Annotated in this window: 24 protein-coding genes and 1 tRNA gene; 10 read left to right on the top strand and 15 right to left on the bottom strand. The window is 69.8% G+C overall.

The window, feature by feature from the left end; all coding sequences use genetic code 11:
* Window positions 1–9 precede the first annotated feature (9 nt).
* A complete protein-coding gene (locus I3F58_RS02045) occupies window positions 10–2,544 on the bottom strand; it encodes an ABC transporter permease (RefSeq protein WP_240106399.1) in 2,535 nt (844 codons plus the stop codon).
* Between the two features lie 110 nt (window positions 2,545–2,654).
* Window positions 2,655–3,449 (bottom strand): ABC transporter ATP-binding protein, encoded by a 795-nt coding sequence (locus tag I3F58_RS02050; protein WP_240106400.1) that lies wholly within the window; start codon window positions 3,447–3,449, stop codon window positions 2,655–2,657.
* Window positions 3,450–3,808: 359 nt separating this feature from the next.
* On the opposite strand from I3F58_RS02050, the gene I3F58_RS02055 reads away from it, so the two are divergent.
* Window positions 3,809–3,889: transfer RNA gene (locus I3F58_RS02055), tRNA-Leu, on the top strand.
* A gap of 105 nt (window positions 3,890–3,994) precedes the next feature.
* Window positions 3,995–5,800, top strand: a complete 1,806-nt coding sequence (locus I3F58_RS02060; protein ID WP_240106401.1) for a site-specific integrase — start codon at window positions 3,995–3,997, stop codon at window positions 5,798–5,800.
* A gap of 9 nt (window positions 5,801–5,809) precedes the next feature.
* On the opposite strand, the gene I3F58_RS02065 is transcribed toward I3F58_RS02060, so the two are convergent.
* The gene (locus tag I3F58_RS02065; protein ID WP_240106402.1) at window positions 5,810–6,070 is read right to left on the bottom strand and encodes a hypothetical protein; all 261 of its coding nucleotides are present in this window, start codon (window positions 6,068–6,070) and stop codon (window positions 5,810–5,812) included.
* 303 nt (window positions 6,071–6,373) lie between these two features.
* Here I3F58_RS02065 and I3F58_RS02070 point away from each other — a divergent pair, with 303 nt between their 5' ends.
* The 3 genes from I3F58_RS02070 to I3F58_RS02080 all read left to right on the top strand — a co-directional run bounded on the left by I3F58_RS02070 (window position 6,374) and on the right by I3F58_RS02080 (window position 8,268).
* Complete coding sequence (locus tag I3F58_RS02070) at window positions 6,374–7,237, top strand: DUF6221 family protein (RefSeq protein WP_240106403.1); 864 nt, start codon at window positions 6,374–6,376, stop codon at window positions 7,235–7,237.
* Window positions 7,238–7,387: 150 nt separating this feature from the next.
* Window positions 7,388–7,759, top strand: coding sequence for a hypothetical protein (locus I3F58_RS02075; protein ID WP_240106404.1), 372 nt, complete (start codon window positions 7,388–7,390; stop codon window positions 7,757–7,759).
* Between the two features lie 272 nt (window positions 7,760–8,031).
* Window positions 8,032–8,268 carry a helix-turn-helix domain-containing protein gene (locus tag I3F58_RS02080; protein WP_240106405.1) on the top strand — a complete coding sequence of 79 codons (237 nt, stop codon included), beginning with the start codon at window positions 8,032–8,034 and terminating at the stop codon, window positions 8,266–8,268.
* Between the two features lie 47 nt (window positions 8,269–8,315).
* Here the strand turns inward: I3F58_RS02080 and I3F58_RS29720 are convergent, their stop codons facing one another.
* From I3F58_RS29720 to I3F58_RS29725, 6 genes are all read right to left on the bottom strand, one after another.
* On the bottom strand, window positions 8,316–8,741 hold the full coding sequence (locus tag I3F58_RS29720) for a DUF6087 family protein (protein ID WP_374207888.1): 426 nt from the start codon (window positions 8,739–8,741) through the stop codon (window positions 8,316–8,318).
* Window positions 8,695–9,825, bottom strand: a complete 1,131-nt coding sequence (locus I3F58_RS02085) for a methyltransferase domain-containing protein (RefSeq protein WP_240106406.1) — start codon at window positions 9,823–9,825, stop codon at window positions 8,695–8,697. The genes I3F58_RS29720 and I3F58_RS02085 overlap by 47 nt, the downstream gene beginning before the upstream one ends.
* Window positions 9,825–10,793 (bottom strand): ATP-grasp ribosomal peptide maturase, encoded by a 969-nt coding sequence (gene tgmB / locus I3F58_RS02090; RefSeq protein WP_240106407.1) that lies wholly within the window; start codon window positions 10,791–10,793, stop codon window positions 9,825–9,827. The genes I3F58_RS02085 and tgmB overlap by 1 nt, the downstream gene beginning before the upstream one ends.
* Window positions 10,793–11,092 (bottom strand): putative ATP-grasp-modified RiPP, encoded by a 300-nt coding sequence (gene tgmA, locus I3F58_RS02095; protein ID WP_240106408.1) that lies wholly within the window; start codon window positions 11,090–11,092, stop codon window positions 10,793–10,795. Before tgmA ends, tgmB begins: the two co-directional genes overlap by 1 nt.
* 187 nt (window positions 11,093–11,279) lie before the next feature.
* On the bottom strand, window positions 11,280–11,633 hold the full coding sequence (locus I3F58_RS02100; protein ID WP_240106409.1) for a DUF6415 family natural product biosynthesis protein: 354 nt from the start codon (window positions 11,631–11,633) through the stop codon (window positions 11,280–11,282).
* A gap of 204 nt (window positions 11,634–11,837) precedes the next feature.
* Entirely contained in the window at window positions 11,838–12,149 is a 312-nt protein-coding gene (locus tag I3F58_RS29725) for a DUF6415 family natural product biosynthesis protein (RefSeq protein ID WP_240106515.1), read from the bottom strand.
* Between the two features lie 747 nt (window positions 12,150–12,896).
* On the opposite strand from I3F58_RS29725, the gene I3F58_RS02110 reads away from it, so the two are divergent.
* From I3F58_RS02110 to I3F58_RS02120, 3 genes are all read left to right on the top strand, one after another.
* Window positions 12,897–14,348: a hypothetical protein gene (locus tag I3F58_RS02110; protein ID WP_240106410.1), complete on the top strand. Its 1,452-nt coding sequence runs from the start codon at window positions 12,897–12,899 to the stop codon at window positions 14,346–14,348.
* A gap of 10 nt (window positions 14,349–14,358) precedes the next feature.
* Window positions 14,359–14,844, top strand: coding sequence for a hypothetical protein (locus I3F58_RS02115; protein ID WP_240106411.1), 486 nt, complete (start codon window positions 14,359–14,361; stop codon window positions 14,842–14,844).
* Window positions 14,845–14,971: 127 nt separating this feature from the next.
* Window positions 14,972–15,175 (top strand): hypothetical protein, encoded by a 204-nt coding sequence (locus I3F58_RS02120; RefSeq protein ID WP_240106412.1) that lies wholly within the window; start codon window positions 14,972–14,974, stop codon window positions 15,173–15,175.
* A 397-nt stretch (window positions 15,176–15,572) separates the two neighbouring features.
* Here the strand turns inward: I3F58_RS02120 and I3F58_RS02125 are convergent, their stop codons facing one another.
* Window positions 15,573–15,884, bottom strand: a complete 312-nt coding sequence (locus I3F58_RS02125; protein ID WP_240106413.1) for a hypothetical protein — start codon at window positions 15,882–15,884, stop codon at window positions 15,573–15,575.
* A gap of 6 nt (window positions 15,885–15,890) precedes the next feature.
* Window positions 15,891–16,016, bottom strand: a complete 126-nt coding sequence (locus tag I3F58_RS29245) for a hypothetical protein (protein WP_275678012.1) — start codon at window positions 16,014–16,016, stop codon at window positions 15,891–15,893.
* A 150-nt stretch (window positions 16,017–16,166) separates the two neighbouring features.
* On the opposite strand from I3F58_RS29245, the gene I3F58_RS02130 reads away from it, so the two are divergent.
* Window positions 16,167–17,045 carry a Bax inhibitor-1/YccA family protein gene (locus I3F58_RS02130; protein WP_240106414.1) on the top strand — a complete coding sequence of 293 codons (879 nt, stop codon included), beginning with the start codon at window positions 16,167–16,169 and terminating at the stop codon, window positions 17,043–17,045.
* Window positions 17,046–17,123: 78 nt separating this feature from the next.
* Here I3F58_RS02130 and I3F58_RS02135 read toward each other — a convergent pair whose 3' ends face one another.
* Window positions 17,124–17,354, bottom strand: a complete 231-nt coding sequence (locus tag I3F58_RS02135; RefSeq protein ID WP_240106415.1) for a DUF4287 domain-containing protein — start codon at window positions 17,352–17,354, stop codon at window positions 17,124–17,126.
* A gap of 99 nt (window positions 17,355–17,453) precedes the next feature.
* Here I3F58_RS02135 and I3F58_RS02140 point away from each other — a divergent pair, with 99 nt between their 5' ends.
* Window positions 17,454–17,807: a hypothetical protein gene (locus I3F58_RS02140; protein WP_240106416.1), complete on the top strand. Its 354-nt coding sequence runs from the start codon at window positions 17,454–17,456 to the stop codon at window positions 17,805–17,807.
* A 75-nt stretch (window positions 17,808–17,882) separates the two neighbouring features.
* On the opposite strand, the gene I3F58_RS02145 is transcribed toward I3F58_RS02140, so the two are convergent.
* From I3F58_RS02145 to I3F58_RS02155, 3 genes are all read right to left on the bottom strand, one after another.
* Entirely contained in the window at window positions 17,883–18,827 is a 945-nt protein-coding gene (locus I3F58_RS02145) for a hypothetical protein (protein WP_240106516.1), read from the bottom strand.
* 297 nt (window positions 18,828–19,124) lie between these two features.
* Entirely contained in the window at window positions 19,125–20,345 is a 1,221-nt protein-coding gene (locus tag I3F58_RS02150; RefSeq protein WP_240106417.1) for an acetyl-CoA C-acetyltransferase, read from the bottom strand.
* 175 nt (window positions 20,346–20,520) lie between these two features.
* On the bottom strand, window positions 20,521–21,519 hold the full coding sequence (locus I3F58_RS02155) for an SGNH/GDSL hydrolase family protein (RefSeq protein ID WP_240106418.1): 999 nt from the start codon (window positions 21,517–21,519) through the stop codon (window positions 20,521–20,523).
* Window positions 21,520–21,529 lie beyond the last annotated feature (10 nt).

The raw sequence follows: 21,529 nt of genomic DNA on the forward strand, positions 1-21,529 counted from the left end.
CGCGGGCCGCTACTCGGCCTTGATCGCGTTCAGCATGTTCAGCCTCGCCGCGCTGCGCGCCGGCCACATCGCGGCCAGGACGCCGACCAGACCGGCCAGCAGCAGGAAGATCCCGATCCGGTCCCACGGCAGGACCAGCGAGTAGTCCGGCAGACCGGCCTTGATGGTCTCCCCGATCGCCCAGCCGAGGAACACGCCGAGCACGATGCCGACGATCGCGCCGAACAGCGAGATGACCACGGCCTCCAGACGGATCATCCGCTTCACCCGGCGCCGGTCCAGACCGATCGCCCGCAGCATGCCGATCTCCTGCTGGCGCTCGAACACCGACATGGCCAGGGTGTTGATGACACCGAGGACGGCGATCAGCAGGGCCATGCCGAGCAGGCCGTACATGATGTTCAGCATGATGTTGATCGCGCCGCCGAACTGGTCCTTGATGGCCTGCTTGTCCATCACGACCAGGGCGGGGTTCTCACCGAGGGCGTCGATCAGCGCCTTCTCGTTGGCGGCGCTCTCACCGCCGTCGGTGTTGACGTACACCGCGGTGATGCGCGGGCGCGGGTCGTGCTGCTCCACGACCTTCGTGTCGATCAGCGCGTCACCGAAGAGCATGTCGCTCTCCTTGACTACGGCGCCGACACTCAGCTCGGCCTTCTTCTCGTCCTGGAAGGTGACCGGGAGGGAGTCCCCGACCTTCCAGCCCTTCTTCGCGGCGGTCTTCTCGGTGATCGCGATCTTCCCCTGGGCGAGGGAGCCCAGGTCGCCCTCGACGGTCTCGACCTTCACGAGCTGGTCGATGTCGGCGCCGTTGACCCCCGCGACAGGGACGAAGTCGTCCTTCACCTGGAAGTACGAGTCCTGCTGCGGCGACACGGCCGTGACCCCGGGCACCTTCGCCAGCGCGTCGACGGTGGACCCGTCCAGGGGCCGGCCGCTGGCCGTGACCACCATGTAGTCGGCCCTGATCTGCTCCGTCGTCATCTTCTCCAGGGAGGCGCCCACGGTGACGCCCAGCACCGACAGGCCGGTGACCAGCGTCAGACCGATGGCCAGAGCGGAGGCGGTGGCTCCGGTACGGCGCGGGTTGCGGACCGCGTTGAGTCCGGCGAGCTTCCCGGAGACGCCGAACACGCTCACGAACAGCGGGCGCAGCAGGGCGATGACGGGGCGGGACAGCAGCGGGATGAGCAGGATCACGCCGATGAGGGTGAGGAAGGCGCCGAAGGCGATGAGCGCGCGGCCGAGCGCCTCGCCCTGCACCGCGCCCAGCACGATCACGGCGGCGCCGACACCGGCGAAGACCCCGCCGATGATGTTCCGCACGATCAGCGACTTCTGGGTCGGCGCGGCATGGGCGCTGTTCATCGCGGCGACCGGCGCGATACGGGAGGCACGCAGGCCCGGCAGGAACGCGGCCACCATGGTGATCAGGATGCCGACGGTCAGCGCGGCGATGACCGGGGTGGCGGTGACGACCAGCGGGCCGCCCGGCACCTTCAGCTCGAACGCGTTCATCAGGCTGCGCAGACCGACCGCGAGACCGATCCCCAGCGCCAGGCCCGCGGCGGACGCGATCAGACCGACGAGGAACGCCTCGGCCAGCACCGAGCGCGTGATCTGCCCGCGGGACGCACCTACGGCCCGCATCAGCGCGACCTCCTTGGTGCGCTGCGCGACCAGCATGGTGAAGGTGTTGGCGATGAGGAACACGCCGACGAAGAGCGCGATGCCCGCGAAGCCCAGCAGGATCTGGTTGAAGGCGCCGAGGCCCTTCTCGATGTCCTCGGCCTGCCGGTCGGCCAGCTCCTGGCCGGTCTTCGCCTCGGTGTTGTCCGGCAGCAGCGGCTCGACCGCGTCCAGGATCTTCTTGTCGTCCGCACCGGAGGCGGCGATGACCGTGGCCTCCTGGAAGAAGCCCGGCCGGGTGAACTGCTTCTGGGCGGTGGCGGTGTCGAACAGCACCAGGCTGCCGCCCGCGTTGACGGCGCCGTCGTCCGTGGTGAAGACACCCTGGAGGGTGTACTCCTTCACAGGGCCCTCGGTGGCGACGCGGACGGTGTCACCGACCTTGTACTGCCCCTTGTCGGCGGTGTCCTTGTCGAGCGCGATCTGCCCGGCGGCCGTCGGGCCCTCGCCCTGGACGAAGTCGTACTGCGGGTCCTTGCCGTCCTTCGCCGGGGCGAAGTTGGAACCCTTGTTGGACCAGCCGGCGCCGATCAGCTTGCCGTCCTTGTCGGGCACACCGGCGAACCCGCTGACCCGGCCGGTCACGGAGGCGACGCCGTCGACCGCGGAGATCTTGTCGAGGGTCTTCTCGTCGAGGCCCGACTTCTGCGACGGGTCGCTCGTGTCGACGTACGAGGTGATGCCGACGGCCACGTCGTCGTAGCTCTTGGCCGTCTGGTTGCGGAAGGCCTGGTTGAGGGTGTCGGTGAAGACCAGGGTGCCGCTGACGAAGGCCACGCCGAGCATCACGGCGAGCACGGTCATCAGCAGCCTGGCCTTGTGCGCGAGCACATTGCGCAGGGCGGAACGGAGCATGGGTGTGAGTCCTGGGGTGCGGTGAGGGAGGGAGAACGGGCGCCGACGGCGCTACCCCGACGGGCCGGACCGCGTCGGCGGGTACGGCCGCGTGGGCGGGTACGGCCGCGTCAGCTGGTGCGGCCCTTCGCGTCGAACTCCTTCATGCGGTCGAGCACGCCGTCCGCCGTGGGCTGGAGCATCTGGTCCACGATCCGGCCGTCCGCCAGGAAGATCACCCGGTCCGCGTACGAGGCGGCCACCGGGTCGTGCGTCACCATCACGACCGTCTGCCCCAGCTCCCGCACCGAGTTGCGCAGGAAGCCCAGCACCTCGGCGCCGGACCGCGAGTCGAGGTTTCCGGTCGGCTCGTCACCGAAGATGATCTCGGGCTTGGAGGCCAGCGCCCGCGCCACGGCGACCCGCTGCTGCTGACCGCCGGACAGCTGGGCCGGCCGGTGGCTGAGCCGCCCGGACAGGCCGACCATCTCGATCACCCGGTTCATCCACTCCTGGTCCGGCTTACGGCCCGCGATGTCCATGGGCAGGGTGATGTTCTCCAGCGCGGTGAGCGTCGGCAGCAGGTTGAAGGCCTGGAAGATGAAGCCGATCTTGTCGCGGCGCAGCTGGGTGAGCTGCTTGTCCTTGAGGGTGCCGAGTTCGGTGTCGCCTATCTGCACCGACCCGGCGGTGAAGCTGTCGAGGCCGGCGACGCAGTGCATCAGCGTCGACTTGCCGGAGCCGGACGGGCCCATGATCGCGGTGAACTCGCCCTGCGGGAACTCCACGCTGACCCGGTCGAGGGCGACCACCCGGGTCTCGCCCTCTCCGTAGACCTTGGACAGATCCTGGGCGCGGGCGGCCACCGCGGTGGCGGCGCGGGGGGCGGTCTTGGTGGGGATCACGGGGAAGCTCCTGTCACGCATGGCGTCGTTCTTCGAGGACCGTTCCATCCTCCGTGCCGGAGCGCCCCGGAACGTCCGCCCCCGTGCCCGTTCCCGAGGCCGCCTGGAGTCGGACCGCGCGCCCGCTCCCTCCTCCTGAGGTATGACGGCCACCCTGAGGCCGGCGCCGGGCGGGCAGGTGGTGAGGAGGCGGCGACTTTCCGTCATTCCCCGGGGCCCCGATGTGCGCCCGCGAACCCCCTGCCGCTGCTGCGCAACGCCGCGTACGTCGGCTGATGCACCCTCAGGCCTCAATAAAATAAGACAACATCGAGCTGGAAGTCCGCTGTTCGGGGGATCGTGCACGGATAGGCTCATGTGCTGACGCGGAACGGCGCGTAGCCCGGGTGGTGGAATGCAGACACGGCGAGCTTAAACCTCGCTGGCTTAAGGCCGTGCCGGTTCGAGTCCGGCTCCGGGCACGTCCCGCCGCAATGCGCCTGACCTGCGGGGATGGCGCATTGCGGCTCATCTCTTTGGCTGTTGCGAGAGCAGAACGAGAGCACATCCGCCCTACGGTCCTGCGCATGGCGTACATCACGACGCGCAAGGGCACGAACGGAAACATCACGAGCTACCTGGTGCGGTGGCGGGCCGGCGGCACGAGCAAGGGCAAGCAGGAGACCGAGTCCTTCGAGGAGAAGGGCCCTGCCGAGGTCTTCAAGCAGGCCGTCGAGGCAGCCGGGCAGAACTGGCCGCTGGGCTGGGTGAAGGGGAGGGGCTACATCACCGAGGCCGTGAGGCCGGGAGACCAGCAGTACCGCTTCCGGGAGTTCGCTCTGAAGTCGATCGGCAACCGCACCGGCACTGAGGACCGGTACCGCGACGACTGCCTGCGGGACCTGGAGACGTACATCTTCCCGACCTTCGCGAACTGCGACGTGAGGTCCGCTGAGCACTTCAACCACGACACTGTGCAGGCCTGGGTCAACCTCATGAAGGGGACCACGGTCCGGCGTGGCTCCCAGGACAAGACCATGGCGGCCAAGTCCATCAGGAACCTGCACGGGCTTCTGTCGTCGATCCTGAGGGAGGCCATGCTCGCAGAGCCGCCTCTGCGCGAGCGCAACCCATGTGACCTCTCCAGCCTCCCCCGGAACAACAACGGCGCGGACGACGAGGGCGACGTCGAGGACATCGAGTTCCTTGAGCCCCACGAGGTGGAGGGCATTGTCCAGTGCCTGAGCTCGCCTGAGGACCAGAGGCTGGCCCGCTTCCTGTACGGCACGGGACACCGGTGGGGCGAGGCCACGGCCCTCGCGTTCCGACACGTCAAGGCCAGCGACCCGACCAGGATCAAGGTCAGCGTCGTACGGGCCTGGAAGCGCAACAAGAAGAAGGGCCCCTTCATCGGCACCCCGAAGTCCAAGGCGAGCCGACGAACGATCCGCATCTCGCAGAGCGTCTACCAGGACGTGAAGGACCAGGGCATGCGGCAGCGGGGCGGCAGCGCCCTGATCTTCCACAACGGCAAGGGGGAGCGACTGCCGTACAGCACGTACTACGACCACTGGATCAAGGCCGTGAACAAGGCCAAGGAGTTGGGACTCCTGCCTGAGTACAAGTACCCGACGATCCACGACCTCCGGCACTCGCACGCGGCCCTGCTGATCTCCAAGGGGCACCCGCTGACCTATGTGCAGCGTCGCCTGGGGCACGAGTCCATCAAGACCACGAGCGACGTCTACGGCCATCTCCTTCCCGAGGCCGACGACGACGCCATGGCCACGATCGAGGCAGGCCTCGGCACGGGGGCGGCACCGGCCGCCGAGCGGCAGTCCGGAGGTACCGAGCCGCAGCCCGAGGCGGTCGCGCAGGAAGCCACGGATCAGCGCCGGGTGTTCGTCATCCGTCTCGGCGCCCACCTTGAGGGCTTCTGGAAGATGGCGGATGCCGAGTTCGTCGCTGACTGCTGGGGTGAGGACCATGGCCAGGCCGCGCGGGTGGAGGTCTGGCCGACGGCTTGGTGGACGCGTAGCGTCCCCGGCGGTCTGGACCGCGTCCGTTCCGGGGTGCCGGACAGGGTCCGCGTGTGGGTCCTCGGGCCGGCGGTGTACGCCGGGGACGGCACGGAGCGCGTCACCTCGTCGGACGTACACGAGCCGCGCGGATGCTGGGTGTGGGAGTGGGACGAGTTCTACACGGAGGAGCCCAGCGTCTCGCGTGCGGAGTGGGTGCGCGGTGAGTCCGCCGAGACGGAGGCCATGGCGTGGGGCCTGAGCAAGATAGCGGCGCAGGTCGCCTACGACCAGGCGCGGGCTGACGCGCTGAGGATCTGCGGCCTCAACCCCGCTGCCCGCCAGCAGGTGGGCGAAGCTGAGCCGCAGACCTGAGGCGAAGAGTTACTGGTTGCAGCGGCTTCCCGGCGTACGGCGTGCTGGGAAGCCTGGCCTGCGGAGTGCGGCCAGGTCGGGCTGGGGTTCGGCTGGCCCCTCCGTGGCGGGGCTGGGCGAGGGCTTGTCGAGGACACCTTCGATGCGGGCGATGGCGATCTCCGCGCGCAAGGCTTCGATCTGCGTACGGATGCCGCGCCCTACGAGGCAGAGCGCGATCAGGCCCGCAGCCGTTGTGCCCCACAAGATGACCTGGACGAGATTCGACATGTTCCCTCCCGCTGGTGCTGGGCGCCGCCTGTCCGGGCTGGAGCCGTGTGCGGCCCCGGCGCTGTCCGGCGCGGGTGGGCAGGGTGTTGTCGCCTGCCCGTGGGGGAGAGCGTTCTGCGGGGACGCGTGCTATGAAAGCTAACTCTGTGTCTGAAAGCATGCAAGGGTTGAGGGCGGATTCTCGTCGTCCATGTCACATTGTGTGGGATCTGTGCTCATATGGCGGCTCGATCTGCTCTGTTTTCTAGCCATGATGCACTGGTCTTGCTGGGTGGATGTATGGAAGTGGGGCATGATGTGGCCATGGACTGGAAGCGACTAGGGCAGCTGCTCGCTGAGGAGCGGCAGGCGCTCGGTATGACTCAGCAGCAGATGGCGGCCCGCCTGGGCGTCAGTCGCCAGCCCGTCTACGCCATCGAGCACGGCGGCCCGTTCAAGCGGATCACCAGCACGATGCGCACCTACGCCCAGCTTGTCGGCTGGGAGGACGGTTCCATCGAAGCCGTCCTCGCAGGAGGTCAACCAGTCCGGCGTCAGAGAATCGGGCCAGCGGCTGTGGGGGAGCCGATCGCGGCAGAGGAACGAGCGAAGTCGCGAGCCGTAGCGGAGGACGGCATCAACCTGCCCCCGCGGATCAGGGCAGAGTCGACCGGCGGCGAAGTCCTCGACCACGGGGTCTTCGACCTCACCCCGGAGGACGCTGGCGAAGGCGTGCAACTGCTCGTCGTGGTGAAGAAGGGTGCGTCCCCTCAGGGGATTCTCCGGTATCTGGGGGAGGTGAAGCGCAAGGAGCGGGCGGGTAGCTTGATCGCCTTCCTGCGCGCCCGCCTCGACGACACAGCCGCGCAGGCGGCGAAGTGGCACGATCTTGAGTGCGAGATCCATGTGCGCCCGGACGAGGGGCTCCATGCGGCGATCGCGGCGTCCCGGATGCTGGAAGAGGTGCCCGGCGCCGTCTGTGACTGCGGCGGCCCGGCCCGCATCCTCGCTGAGGCCGACGCCAAGCGGCAGCTCATGGACGCCTACGCCGAGGTGGTGGACATGGATGCGGAGGGCGTCGAGCCCGAGTACGCGCACGGCCGCGCAGCCGGCCTTGGTCTCGCCGTTCGGCTTCTGGCCCTGCCGTACGCCGACCACCCCGACTACCGCGGCGAATGGCGCCCCTAGGCTGGGCCCAGCGAGGCCGGTCCACCCTCGTACGGACCTCCCTCGCTTTTGGGCTCCCCATTCAACTACCGCTGTGGTTGGATGGCGCCACGCCAACGAGGGGGACCAACGCACTCATTGGTATGTGGGGGGACGATGCGCGTCCTTGTCATGTGTGACAGCAGTGTGCCCGCCGGTCGCGTCCGTGTCACGGACGAGTATGACGGCCAGAAGCTCATTCGGATTTTCATCCTGTTCAGCCCGGCCGACGTCGACGAGTCAGCCCTCGACGAGGTGTCCGACGCCTTCACGATCCAGGCGCAGAAGTGGCTGGAACGGGGTGGACGGCCCAACTCGGGAGGACCGTACCGGGTCCTGGTGGAGCGGCGTAGCGATCTGCCAGACGCCCAGATTGTGGTCGACGAGACAGAGGTCGGCCGGACGCTCTACCTCATCGACGAGGACGTCATGACGGAGGCCGGGGCGCGGGCGCTTGAGCGCATGCTGCGAGGGCGCGCTCTCACCTGGGGGCACCTCGACTGAGTGATGGTGCCGCCCCTCCCTTCGCCGGGAGGGGCAGCACCGCGTCGGCGCAGCCAATTGGGGGACCAACCTCGATGGGTGCGCCGACGTGCTTGAGGGCCCGCGAGAGGCCGTTCACCTGAACCTATGAGGTGGATGTATCCCGCACCAGATCCGGAGGATCTCGTTCCGCTTATGGTGCCGCCCTCAGGTTTACCCTCCTCGCCCGCAAGATCGCAAAAATTAGGGTCAACCCTAATCACAACTGATCATGCGGTCGGGAGCGTGGACGGGTGCCGCGCCCCACCCCTCCGACCGACAGGGTCCTCGCCCGCCGTCGAGCGGTCGGGGAGCAGATCCGCCGAGTCCGCGAGCACCACAACCTCACCCAGCACGACGTATGCGGCCGGAGCGGCATCGACATCGCCACCTACAGCCGGATCGAACAGGGCCACGCCTCACCGAAGCTGGACACGCTCATCCGCATCGCGGAGGCCATCGGTGTGGACCTCGCGGAACTCGTGCGATAGCGCCCCGCCCAGCCTCAGGGAAGTCGGCCGGGACGCATCGGGCAAGCTCAGCCGGGCCTGCGGAAGATCTGGGTAGGCCGCCACGGCTCAGGCGCGGGCGGCAGATTGCTGAAGCACGGGAGCGGTACGCGTGCAGCGTCCCCGGCCGTTCCCTGCCCTGTGGTTTCGAGTGCGCTCTCCCGGTCCTCTGTCACGCCGGCCGGTACCCACTGGTGCCCGTCCCACTCGGTCACGCCGCGCGGTGCCTGCGGATTCACGTGCCCGCCGCGGGTCTCGCTGTCGCCCAGCGGGACAGCTCGGCGTTCGCCGGTCCGAGGCCGCCCTGCCTCCCGCCGGGCGGCCCACTCCTCCAGCGGCTCCTCGTCCATCGGACACATCCTTCCTGAGGTGTCGGTCCTGCGTCGTCTGAGGTGCCCGTCTAGGGCCTCACAGGGTGAGTGTCCACCCACCGCGTGACAGCGTCGTCCCACCATCCGGACTGATGGACACGCTGGCCCCGTACACGGGGAGTTCGCCGTGCTCCAGCCACCTCCAGCGGATCTCCTCCAGGGCGTTCCACAGGCGGCGCGGCCCGCCCTGGTGCACAGTGGCGCCCTGCTCGCCGGGCGCGGTGCAGGCGCGGGCCCAGGAGCCGTCGGGGTGGAGCATCCAGGCCGTGCGGCTGCCGTCGTCGTACTGCATGCGGTGTTCGATTCCGGGGACGGTCAGGGACAGCATCGACCACACTTCCCAGGCCTGCATGACGTTGATGACGGGGAAGGGGCTCGTCGTCACCTCGTCGCCGTCGCAGTGTCGTACTGAGGCGAACAGGTCGTCGAGCATTGGCGGGTAGTCGTCGCCGGACCGGGTGGTCATGAACGCGGCCCGGTCCCACTCGATCCGTCCCTCGGCGCCGCCGTCGTCGGTCTTGTCGGCGGTCAGAATCAGCCCCGTGCCCCTGATCGTGGTCACGAGCCGTCCGCCAGCCCGCAGGGCCCGCAGCCAGGAAGCGGGGATGCGGGGCACCGAGACCATGGACATGATCCGGTCGAAGTCGCCGGGCAGGTCCCCGTCGGCGTCAGCGGTGACCACCTGGGGATGGAGGCCGACGCGGTCGAGGCGGGTTGCCGCGGCTTCGCTGAGGTACGGGTCGACGTCCAGGGTTGTGACGTGGTCGTCGCCGAGGCGGCGGCTGGCCAGGGCCGCGCTGTATCCCGATCCGGTCGCGATGTCGAGTACCTCGTCCGTCTCGCTGATCTTGGCGTGCTGGAGCATGGCCACGACCAGGCTCGGCAGAGTGGCCGACGAGGTCGGCGCGCCCGTGACCGGCTTCCCTTCGGTGGCGTGGTCCGCGTGCAGCGGCCCGACCCGGGTCACCACGGTGTGGTCCGAGTACGCGACGCGCGCCCATTCCTCCTTGTCCGACGGGCCGTCGGTGACGGTCCACCCGTCCGGGCCGGGTGTGTACCAGCGGGGTACGAACACGTGGCGGGGGACGGACAGGACCGCTTCCCACCAGCGTGACGTGGGGTGCAGGGCGGTGCGGGCGAGCTGTGCGGCGTGTGGTTTCCAGTCCATCAGGCGGCCCCTCCTTGCAGTTCGTCAGCGATGGCCTGGGCGATAGGCTGTCCAGTCGCGCCCTGGATCCAGTCCCACTGCCCGCACGGGTTGACCTCCAGGAACCACCAGTTGCCGGACGGGTCCACGACGAAGTCCGCTGCTCCGTACCGCAGATTCAGGCGGTCCATCAGCCTGCGCACGGCGGCCGTCACGTCCTCGGGCACGCTGATGTCGGAGTAGGAGAGCGACCCGTAGTCGCTGCGCCAGTCGATGTGCGCCGCGTCGCTTCCGGCGTCGATACGCGCGGCGAACATGCGCTCGCCTACGATCGTCAGCCGCACCTCATGGTCCTTGGCGACCCAGGCCTGGAACAGGTGCGCGGTCACCTTGACGCCGCGCAGATCGTCCAGGTCCTCGGCGGTCAGCAGCCGGGTGTAGACACTCTTGAGCCGGCCGTCCTCGACGAGGGCCGGGGACGATACGGGCTTGAATACGACCGGCCCCGGCGTCTGCCGGACGAACTCGGTCACGGACTCCGGCTGATTGGTGACCAGGGTGGCCGGGATGCGCAGGCCGCTCTCGCGGGCGGCGGCGAGCTGCACGGGCTTGTACTCGGCGCGGGCCATGGCCGTGGGGTGGTTGACCCACCGGCACTCCAGGGAGGACAAGATGCCACCGAGTCCGGCGCGGGCCTGGGCGGCGGCGAACCGCTCTTCTGGCCCGGACATGCCGTGCGGGAACTGGAACGCCCCGGGGGCGCGGTAGTACACCGCGCCGACCCGGGACAGGTCCACCGCGCGGTGCGCGGTGGCCAGTCCGCCCGCCCATCCGTGCCGCTGGTCGATGCGTCCGGTCAGGGTCAGCCGCTGGGGGAAGTCCGCGGTGTCCATGCGGAACACTTCCACTCCACGGCTGGTCAACTCGGTCACGACCCTGTCTGTCGGCCAGTCGTCCGGGGCTGCGACGATCAGGACGGGCGGCGTCATCAGTCCTTCGGCCCCTCGTCCAGGGGCGGCGGGTTCGACGTGGAGCCGTCCGGGACGGTCGGGGAGTGCGTGTTGGCCATGCACGTCAGCAGACCGCCGTCGTACGACACGTTCACCTGGCGGTCCTCGTCATAGAACGACGCGGGCACCTTCACGGCACCGGTGGAGTCCGGGGTCCGCGCGAAGCGCAGCGCCCAGGGCCGCGTGTCCGGCCCGGACGGAACCTCGAAACTCTGCGGCACACGGCCTCCGGCCTGTGCCATGGGGAAAGCCTCCCGCGAGAGGGCTGTGGTGGTCACTCCTGCTCCCTTGTGTGCTGGGTGGTGGAATTGAATGGGTGGTGCCTTCCTCCGGCGCTGGCCCGCATGAGGTCCCTCGGCCGCAGGAATCTGTTTCCTGTCCCCTGCATTCGGCGGCAGCGGACAGAAGATCGGGGGGTATCGCGAGGCCGCTACGGCGGCAGGGCGAGTACAGCGGTGCGCTTGCTCACCGGCCGACGACCGCCTGCGCGGTCAGGCTCTCGTAGTGCCAGCACAGCGTCCGCGCTGCCCTGGCCAGCTCCCGCATCTGCCGACGGTGTGCACGCTCGGTGAACGCACGTCCGATGTTGATCCAGAAGTCGGCCTCGCTCGTACAGCGCCGGACATCGTCCGCAGCTACGCCGCCAACGGTCAGGGCGTCGGCCAGAGCCGCGACCTCGGGCATCAGCACCCGCACGTGGCCACGCAGCCTCTCGGCCAGCTCATCCGCCTCGGCAGGCGAGACGGCGTCGCGACAGAGGATTCTGTCTGCCGTCTCGCGGATCGTGGTGACGTCAACGGGACCGGCGGTGTGGCTCATGGAACTCCCTGGTGAACCAGTGGGCGGCCTGCCCGGGAGCCGACGGTGTGCGTCGGCTCCCGGACAGGTGATTGAGCGGTGCGACCCATGACCCGATGCGGTCGCCATGGGGGTGTGTGGATCAGTACCGGCCAGACGGCACGGTGGCGGCGGCGGTCACGACGCCGAGGACGAGCAGCAGGTACAGGGCGAGCCCGAGCTTCGTCACTGCTCGGCCGCCAGGTGGTCCAGGTGCCGGATCAGGCACAGCACCGCCCGGGCCAGGCGCTGAGCGTGCGCGATCTGCGCGGGCAGAGCGGAGCTGGGCGCGTAGTCGAGCCGGGCCCGCGCCTCACCGACTCCGGCGAGTGCGCGCACCCCCGACGCTGCGCCCTTGGGCAGCCGGACGACGGCCCGCTGAACGGCGGGGATCAGCACCATCAGGTCACCCCGGTACGCCAGGCTCAGCCGCTGCACTTCCTCGGGTGAGGGCACGTCCGTGTCCTCGGAGAGCAGCCCTTTCGCGGCGGACGCCATCCGGGCGAGGTCGAGTACGGGCTCGGCGGAACCTCGCGGCCCCTGACCCGGCCTCGTGCCCACCGTCCGCGACCGGGCGTTGTCGCGCGCCACGCAGAGCCGGAGCCTCTCCTCCTGCGACAGCAGCCGCAGCCTGTCGGGCCTGGCGTCCCATTCCCGGCCACCGCCGAGGGGGCGCAGCTGTACGTACGGGCCGCAGTGCCCCATGACCTCCCCGACCCTGCGCGTCTTCTGGTCCTCGACCAGGTCGCCCACCCTGACCACGCCCGGCGCCCTCACCTGGACCCCCAGCCCAAGGCGCGGCAGCGCTCCGCCGGGGTGAGCATGTAGGGGCGTACGAGGGCGGCAGTCTGGAGCACGAAGGACGTCGAACCCAGGACAGGTCGGCACCGGGCCACCGTGTGCACAACGCGATGGCGACGCTGAGGCGCGCACTCGGGACAGATGACCGTCGCTCTCCGCGCCCGGCTGCGGGCGTGCCGCCCCAGCATGCGGGATCCGGAGAGCAGCACTCCCAACATGCAGAGTGTTCGTGATAGGCAATGCACCGTCGACTCCTTCTCAGTCGGCCGTGCCCCGGGCCGTGACAGCGGCGCCGGGGTCTCGTGCTTGTGGTCGCACGGACAGCATCGACTGGAGCGCTGCAATTGCGGGATGACCAGCGGGGGTTACCGAGGCGGTAATACACTCGTTGAGGCTTCTGTACGCCGCATGAGCGCGCGTAGGATCACTCCCGGAAGTTGGCCCATGGACGCCACCACCCCTGGCCTGCTCGCCCCTGACGTTCTTGACCGAGACGACCTTCAGCGAGCTCTTGGTGAACACGACTTCGCAGCTGTCTTCTCTCTGATCAAGAAGTGGGGCGGTCTCTCCCAGAACCGAATCGCAGCGGCCTGTCAGCTCACGCCTGGCAAGGTTTCCACGATCACGAGCGGTAGCCAGCGAGTCACATCCTTTGACGTGATCTGCCGCATCGCGGACGGCTTACGCATCCCTGGGCAGTTGCTCGGCCTCGCCCCACGCCCGTGGGAGTGCCAGCAGCAGCCACAGCAGGATCCGCCCGAGGCCTCGGAGGAAAAGCCGTCCGACGAGATTCCGTGGCGGCCTGGTGCCACCGTGGACCTTGCCGGGCGCCTTACCAGGAGTGATCTTGTGATGGACCGACGCGCGGCCACCCGCGCTTTGACTGGAACTGCGATATCCGGCGCGGCATTTCTGGACTCTCTGGAAGGCTGGCTCCAGCCCGTTGCGCAGACGCCGAGCGCACGTCGTCGAGGACGCCTCGGGATGCGGGAAGTCGACGAGCTGGAAACCACCGCACGCGCCTTCCGACGGTGGGATCACCGATACGGCGGAGGGCTGCGGCGTAAGGCCGTCCTCGGACAGCTCAATGAAGTAGCTGTCGCACTCGATGATCACCAGGACGCACAGGTCGAACAGCGGCTCTATCGTGTCATGGCCCAGCTCGCAGGAACCGCAGCAACCATGTCCTGGGACTCTGGCCTCCAACGCCATGCACAGGACTACTACCGCTTGGCTCTCAGGGCAGCACACGCAGGTAAGGACCAGGCATTCGGGGCCAACGTCCTTGCCGGCATGGCACGACAGATGCTGTACAACAGCCGCCCGGACGACGCCCTCCAGCTCATCAGCCTCGCCCAGGAAGGCGCTCGCGGCATCGTCGGACCTCGGATGCGGGCGATGCTCCACACCCGGGAAGCATGGGCCTACGCTGCTCAGGGGCGCGCGGCCGGATTCCAGCGGGCAACCGCCCGCGCGGCCGAAGCGCTTGACGAGACCCGGCCGGACGAGGAAGAGCCCTACTGGATCACCTACTTCGACGAGGCGGAGCTGGCTGGCGTCACAGGCGGACGCCTCCTCGACCTGGCCCGCAAGGATCCGAAGCAGCACGCAGAGCAGGCCGCAGCCCAGATCCAGGCAGCGTTGTCTGCTCGTGGCACCGAGGTCAGCCGCTCCCACGCCCTAGACCGGATCGGGCTGGCCGAGTGCTACTTCCTTGTCGGAGACGTCTCGGGCGCCGTGGGCGAAACCCAGCGAGCCGTTGAGGCGGCACGCCTCACCCAGTCGGACCGCGTCCGTACGCAGCTGGGCCAGCTGTACCCCTACACGGTGGGACACAGCGCGTCGCGACCGGTGCGGGAAGCACGAGATAGTATCCGCGACCTGCTGTCGAGCTGAGGAGACACACATGGCGACGCTAGCGGTTACCGGGCACATGGACCTGACGGAGGCAAGTGTCCCACTGGTGCGCACCGCCTTGCGGGAACTCCTTCAGAACCACCTTGACCAACTCGTGGGAGTGTCGTGCATTGCGGCCGGCTCGGACTCGCTGTTCGCGGAGGAGGTCATCGAGGCGGGCGGTCGCCTGGTCGTGGTGCTCCCGTCCCAGGACTACCGAGCGGCCAAGGTGAAGCCCGACCACGCGGCCCTCTTCGACCGGCTCGTTGCCGCAGCCGCCGAGGTCCTGGTCATGCCCCACGAGACGGCGAACCGCCAGGCGTATGAGTCAGCAAATGCCGTACTGCTTGAGCGCGCGGACCGACTGGTTGCGGTATGGAACGGCGAGCCGCCGTCGGGGAAGGGGGGCGGCACTGCGGACGTCGTTCTCGCAGCCCGTGAGAAGGGCCTTCCAGTGGACGTGGTGTGGCCACGGAGCGCTGCGCGTTGTGGGTGACTGCTGAACGAGTCGATGATGCCCGCTGTTCTCGCTCGCGCATGCGGGAAACAGCGGGCGCCGTCGTGAGCGGTGATGAGGTCGCGTCGTGCGGGGTATCCGCCTCGGCCGGTCGTACGACCCGGTCGTGGCAGTAGAGCTCACGGACGAGCTGATCGAGCTCGAATCCGCCGCCTGGGCGGAGATCCAGGCCGGCGCCCTCACTGTAGAGACGGCCGAGGCAGTCCAGGCAGCCATCCGCGCGCACGCGGAGGCCACGGGCCAGTCCCGGCTCGACGTGGAGACAGAACTCAAACGGCGCGTACGGCACCCGGAGATCGATGAAGGGTGAGCGGCCCATGACCGTGCAGCCCTTGTGTCGTGCCGAGGCCGACACGACGGTGCCCTGCCACGTTGTTCCGGCAGGGCACCGTTCCATCCGGGCGGGTGCTCAGCCCCGGCCCTGCGGGCGCGGGCCGGTATGCGGAAGAAGCTGCTGGGCCTTTCGTTGGGCACGGAGACCCAGCCGTGTGCAGCCACGGCCACCCCTTGCCTCGGTCATCCCGGTCGTGGACAGGGCGTCGAGCTTCTTGTCGAGGTTCGCGACTGCCTTCTGTGTCGCGCGGATCCGGGTCGTGTTGTCCTGGATGTGCGTCCTCCACATCCAGGACTTTTTCGTGGCGTGGTCGGCGGCGTCCTTCGGGGAGTCGATGACACCGTCTTTCTGGTCCAGGAGCGCGCGCCGCCGGTCACCGGGCGCGGTTCCACCAGGGGACGGTGTCCAGGGACAGCACCGCTCTCTCCAGGGTCCGTGCGGCTGGACGGTCGTCAGTGACGGACCAGCAGACGTACAGGCCGGCCCGTTCCAGTGCCGTCCTGCCCCAGTCGGTCGCGCGCATCGGGCGGCCTTGTTCCGCTTCCGTGAGGCGGGCACGGAGCCAGTCCGGGTCCGCCAGGGCGCGGTCGAGGACCGTCTCTCCGAGCCCGGAGGCCAGAGCCTTGCCGCTGGTGTAGCGGCGCAGGCGGCCGCGCAGGCCGTCTCCGCTTCGCTCTCCCGCCATCCCTGCCTAGACCAGGGGGCCGCTCGGCCCCCGGCGGACGAGGTACACGCCCGGCGACGTCGGTGGCTCGGCGGTCGTCAGCCGTTCCCGGTCCGACCATGCGGCCAGAGCCGTGTTCCTCGGATCGAGCACGGTCTTCCTCCCTCTGCCGCGCGGTCCGGCGCGGCCGGACTCGAAGCGGTAACGGTGCGGAAAGATCCTCCCCGAGCACTAGGGTGTTTGCTTTGCTTCCCTATTACTCTTGTCCGGAGTGCCGCGCCCGGCGGCCCATGGAGGAGTGAGATGAGGAGCAGCAACCCGGTCTTCTCGCGACGGGGATTCAGCCGCGACAACGGCTACGCGGGCTTCAACGCGCAGCAGCAGGCCGGGGGCCCCGCCGCTGGAACGAACCCGTACGCGACGAACCCGTACGCCACCAACCCCTACGCCCAGCAGGGAACCGTCCTCGGTGACCCGGGGCAGGCTCCGGCGCGGTCCGGCGCCATGACCATCGACGACGTGGTGTCGCGTACCGCCATCACGCTCGGCACGGTCGTCGCCACCGCGGCCCTGGCCTGGTTCCTGCTGCCGGTCGACCCGGCGAACCTGACCAAGTCGTACGGCATCGGCATCGGCGCCGCGCTCATCGCGTTCGTGTTCGCGATGATCCAGTCGTTCAAGAGCAAGCCGAGCCCGGCGATCATCCTGGCGTACGCCGCGTTCGAGGGCGTCTTCCTGGGCGTCATCTCCAGCACCGTCACCACGTACGTGGGTGCCGGCGTGGTGCCGCAGGCGGTGCTGGGCACGATGGCGGTCTTCGCCGGTGTCCTCATCGCGTACAAGATGCGCTGGATCCGCGTGAACCGCCGCTTCGCCGGCTTCGTGACGGCCGCCGCGATCGGCTTCGTGCTGCTGATGGCCGTCAACATGCTGTTCGCCGTCTTCGGCGGCGGTGACGGGCTCGGCTTCCGCAGCGGCCCGCTGGGCATCGTGTTCGGCATCATCGGGATCATCCTCGGTGCCTGCTTCCTGGCGCTGGACTTCAAGCAGGTCGAGGACGGCCTCACCTACGGCGCGCCGCGCGAGGAGTCGTGGCTGGCCGCGTTCGGTCTGACGATGACCCTGGTGTGGATCTACCTGGAGTTCCTGCGGCTGATCCAGATCTTCATGGGCGAGGACTGACCGTCCGGTCCTCATGGCGGAAGGGCCCGTCCGGCACTGTGCCGGACGGGCCCTTCCCGTTGGTCCGTCGTCCCTTCGCTAGAGCAGCTTGCGCGCCGCGCGTCGCAGGTCGTACTCGTGGATGATCGCCTTGGCGTGGCCGTACGCCAGGTCGTGTTCGCTCCGGAGCCAGCTCACCTTCTCCTCGAAGCGGAGGAGGGAAGGGCCTTCCTCGACGGTGCGAAGCCAGTCGGCCACTTCGCGGCCGGTGCAGTGGGGAATGCGGGAGAGCAGATTTCGGTGGGTCTCTTCGGAGAAGACGTGGGACATCGGCGCCTCCGGACGCTGTGCGCATGTGCTCCTTCACGTCACGGTGCCTGAGTGTTCGCCCGTTGGCAACAGTGCCTTTCCGGCGCGTAGGGTCGCGGCGTGCGAGAGACCACGGAACTGACCGAGGCGGCGGGACGGTTCGCGGACCGGCTGCGGGCCGCGCCGCAGAGCCGCCTGCTGCGCGGGGCGGCGGCGGAAGGGCTGTCGCTGGCCCGGGAGCTGGCGCTGCGGGCGCAGCGGCTGGAGGCGCCGGGCGCGGCGCCCCGGACCATGCCGGACGCGGGGCCCTTCGCGGTGGGCGACCAGGTGACGGTCGCCGTGAACGATTTCGCCGAGGCCTGGCGGGCGGCCCTGGCGGGCGCGGGTCCGGAGGCCGGGCGTGCGGCTCTGCAGGCCGAACTGGCCGGGGCGGTGTCGCTGGTGCGGGAGGCAGAGGCGCGGGCGGGTCTGTAGGGCCTGCACGGGGGCTCGGGCCCGTACGGAGACGCTCGGGTGAGGTGCTCGGATCGTACGGGGGGCGACGCTGCCTCAGAGGGACGCGATGACGCGGTCCGCGAGGATGTAGACGTTGTCGTCCGCGCCGGTCGCCGGGCCGCCGCAGGAGAACGTCAGGGCGTACGCTCCGGAGACGCCCGAGCCGCCCAGCAGGACGGGTGTGGCCCCGGAGTCCAGGGCCGCCGCGAGGCGTTCGGCGGTCTCCTTGTGACCGGGCGTCATGCACAGCGTCGTACCGTCCGCGAAGACGTACACGTCGAGTGTGCCGAGCGGTCCGGGGCGTACGTCGGTGAGGGCCGTACGGGCGGAGGCCAGCTCCTCCAGCCGGGCGACCGTGCGCTCGTGATCGGTGACGACCGGCGTCTGGACCGGTACGAAGTCGGGGTGCGAGGGGTGCCGGCGGCGGGCCGCGGCCAGCTCCGGGGAGTCCTCCGGGTGGTCCGTGGTCTCGCCCGCCGCGGCAAGCTCCGGTTCCGGCAGGTCGTCGGCGAGGTCCGGCAGCTCGGCCAGGTCCGCGAGCTCCGCCAGCGGGTCGGTCTCGCTCGCGTAGGGGTCGTCCAGGTCCAGCGCCTCCAGGCCCGCGAAGTCGGCCTGGCGGGGCACGAAGTAGGGGCCCTCGTCCGGGGCGGCGGACGGGCCGCCCAGCAGGGACGCCGGGGAGTCGGCGGCGTCCCGCGCCTCCTGCGCCGCCCAGAACGCCCGGGCCTCGGCCAGCTCCCGCTCCCGCTCCTCGGCCAGTGCCTCCGCGACGGCGGTCCGTATGTCCTCCGCCGTGGCGGCGGGCGCGCCGTCGGCGTCGCCGGGGGTGGCGCGGGCGTGCGGGACGGACGCCACCGGAGCGTCGGCGGCGGCGGTCCGGGCTGCCGCCAGATCGCGGCGCAGGGCGGCCATCTCCCGCCGTAGTCCGCGGGCCGTGTACAGGGCGGCGGCGCCCACAGCCGTGGCGGTGGCCGTCGTCAGCAGCAGGGCGAGAGGCATGGTGCTCACTGACTTACTCCCGGTTTCAATCGATCCCCCGCACTTCCTACATCAGCTTGTCGTGAACGTGGCCCGGCTGTCAGTGCCTTGCGTCACGAATTGTGCAGGTTTCTCCTATCGCCGTTGACCGCTCCCACGGCTGTGACCTGCATAAACGAATCTCCCCCGGGATGTAGGTCACATCCTGGGGGAGATTCGGTCACGGCTGGGACGCGGAGCGGTTGGCGCCGCTTCGAGCCGGGCCCGGCTCAGCCGCTGGTTCCGCTGGTCGCGCCGGGCTTCGCGTCCGCCACGGGCTCAGCTCAGCCGCTCGATGACCATCGCCATGCCCTGGCCGCCGCCCACGCACATCGTCTCCAGGCCGAACTGCTTGTCGTGGAACTGCAGGCTGTTGATCAGCGTGGTCGTGATCCGCGCGCCGGTCATGCCGAACGGGTGGCCCACCGCGATGGCGCCGCCGTTGACGTTCAGCTTGTCGAGGTCGATGCCCAGGTCGCGGTACGAGGGGATGACCTGTGCGGCGAACGCCTCGTTGATCTCGACCAGGTCGATGTCACCGACCGTCAGGCCTGCCCGCTGCAGCGCCTGCTTGGACGCCTCGACCGGGCCGAGGCCCATGATCTCGGGGGACAGCGCGGAGACGCCGGTGGACACGATCCGGGCCAGCGGGGTCAGGCCCAGCTCCCGCGCCTTGGTGTCGGACATGATGACCAGCGCGGCGGCGCCGTCGTTGAGCGGGCAGCAGTTGCCCGCCGTCACCCGGCCGTCGGGGCGGAACACCGGCTTCAGGCCCTGGACGCCCTCCATGGTGACGCCTGCGCGCGGACCGTCGTCCTTGCTGACGACCGTGCCGTCCGGGAGGGTCACCGGGGTGATCTCCCGCTCCCAGAAGCCGTTCTTGACGGCCTGCTCGGCGAGGTTCTGGGACCGTACGCCGAACTCGTCCATGTCCTGGCGCGTCACGCCCTTCAGGCGGGCCAGGTTCTCCGCGGTCTGGCCCATCGCGATGTACGCGTCCGGGGCAAGCCCGTCCTCACGCGGGTCCTGCCAGTCCTCGCCGCCCTGCTCGGCGCGCGCGGCGGTGCGGGCCTCGGCGTCCGCGAACAGCGGGTTGTGGGTGTCGGGCAGGGTGTCGGAGTTTCCCTTGGTGAAGCGGGACACCGTCTCGACGCCCGCGGAGATGAAGACGTCGCCCTCGCCCGCCTTGATGGCGTGCATCGCCATCCGGGACGTCTGGAGGGAGGAGGAGCAGTAGCGGGTGATCGTGCAGCCGGGCAGGTGGTCCATGCCCATCTGCACGGCCACGATGCGGCCCAGGTTGTTGCCCTGTTCGCCGCCGGGCAGGCCGCAGCCGAGCATCAGGTCGTCGATGTCGCGCGGGTCCAGCTCGGGGACCTTGGCGAGGGCCGCCTGGATGATCGTGGCGGTCAGGTCGTCCGGACGCAGGTCCTTGAGCGAGCCCTTGAAGGCGCGGCCGATGGGGGAACGGGCGGCGGAAACGATCACGGCTTCGGGCATCACGGCGCTCCAGGGATACGGGTGCGGGGGTGCGGACTCAGGGGGAAGTTACCCCTGCGTAGGGCTTTGGTCACGGGACTGGGGGTGTGACCCCCACCGCATTTCTAAGCGTACGCTCAGTTGGTCGGCGGGCCCCTGGCGGCGAGCTTCCCGTCGACCGGTGCCGCGGCACCGGTCACCCCTCAGGCGCCGCTGCCACGTCCGGCCCGGGCGCCGGAGTCGTCAGGCGCCGGCGCCTCCGGTGCCTCAGCAGCGCCCAGGGCGCCCGCGCCCCCGTCACCTCGGTCCCCGCTTCCGCCGCCGCCTCCGCCGCCGCGACGGCCACCGGCAGCACGCCCTCCCGCCGGTCCGCCTCCAGCCGCTCCGGCTCGGGCCACACGTCCAGTACCGCGCCCACCGTCGGCAGCATCGCCATCGCCGCCGTCGCGTACCCCTCCGCCGACGGGTGGTAGTTGTCCGCACCGAACATCTCCCGCGGGTTCGCCGCGAACTCCGGACCCAGCAGGTCCCCCAGCGACACCGTCCGGCCCCCCTGTTCCACCACCACGATCGTCTGCGCCGCCGCCAGCTGCCGCGACAGCCTCCGGGCCAGCCACCGCAGCGGCTGGTACACCGGCTCGATCGTGCCCAGGTCCGGACACGTCCCCACCACCACCTCCGTGCCCGCGTCCCGCAGCCGCCGCACCGCCTCGGAGAGGTACCGGCACGACGCCGTGAGCGGCACCCGGTGCGTCACGTCGTTCGCGCCGATCATCAGCACGCACACGTCCGGCACCCGCCCCGGATGCGCCAGCAGCAGCGTCACCTGCCGCTCCAGGTCGTCGGACCGCGCCCCCGGCAGCGCCACGTTCCGCAGCTCCACCGACCGCTCCGCCACCTGGGCGAGCCCCGAGGCCAGCAGCGCGCCCGGCGTCTGTCCCGCCCGTCGCACCCCCTGCCCGGCCGCCGTCGAATCACCCAGAAGGGCGAGCCGCAGCGGTACGCCGTCGAACGCGCGCCCGTACAGGCCGTCCGCGGCCGGGGGCAGCGGGGCCACCCCGCCGCCCACCGACCGCTTCGCCAGTTGCACCTCCGCGAGGACCACCCCGACCGCCGCCACGCCGAGCAGGCCCAGGCCGCCACCCCCGTAGGCCGCGCCCGCGGCGATCCGCCGTGCCACTCTCGCCCTCGACATGGGCGGCCTC

Source organism: Streptomyces sp. MUM 203J (assembly GCF_022414595.1).
In the GTDB taxonomy this organism is placed as follows: domain Bacteria; phylum Actinomycetota; class Actinomycetes; order Streptomycetales; family Streptomycetaceae; genus Streptomyces.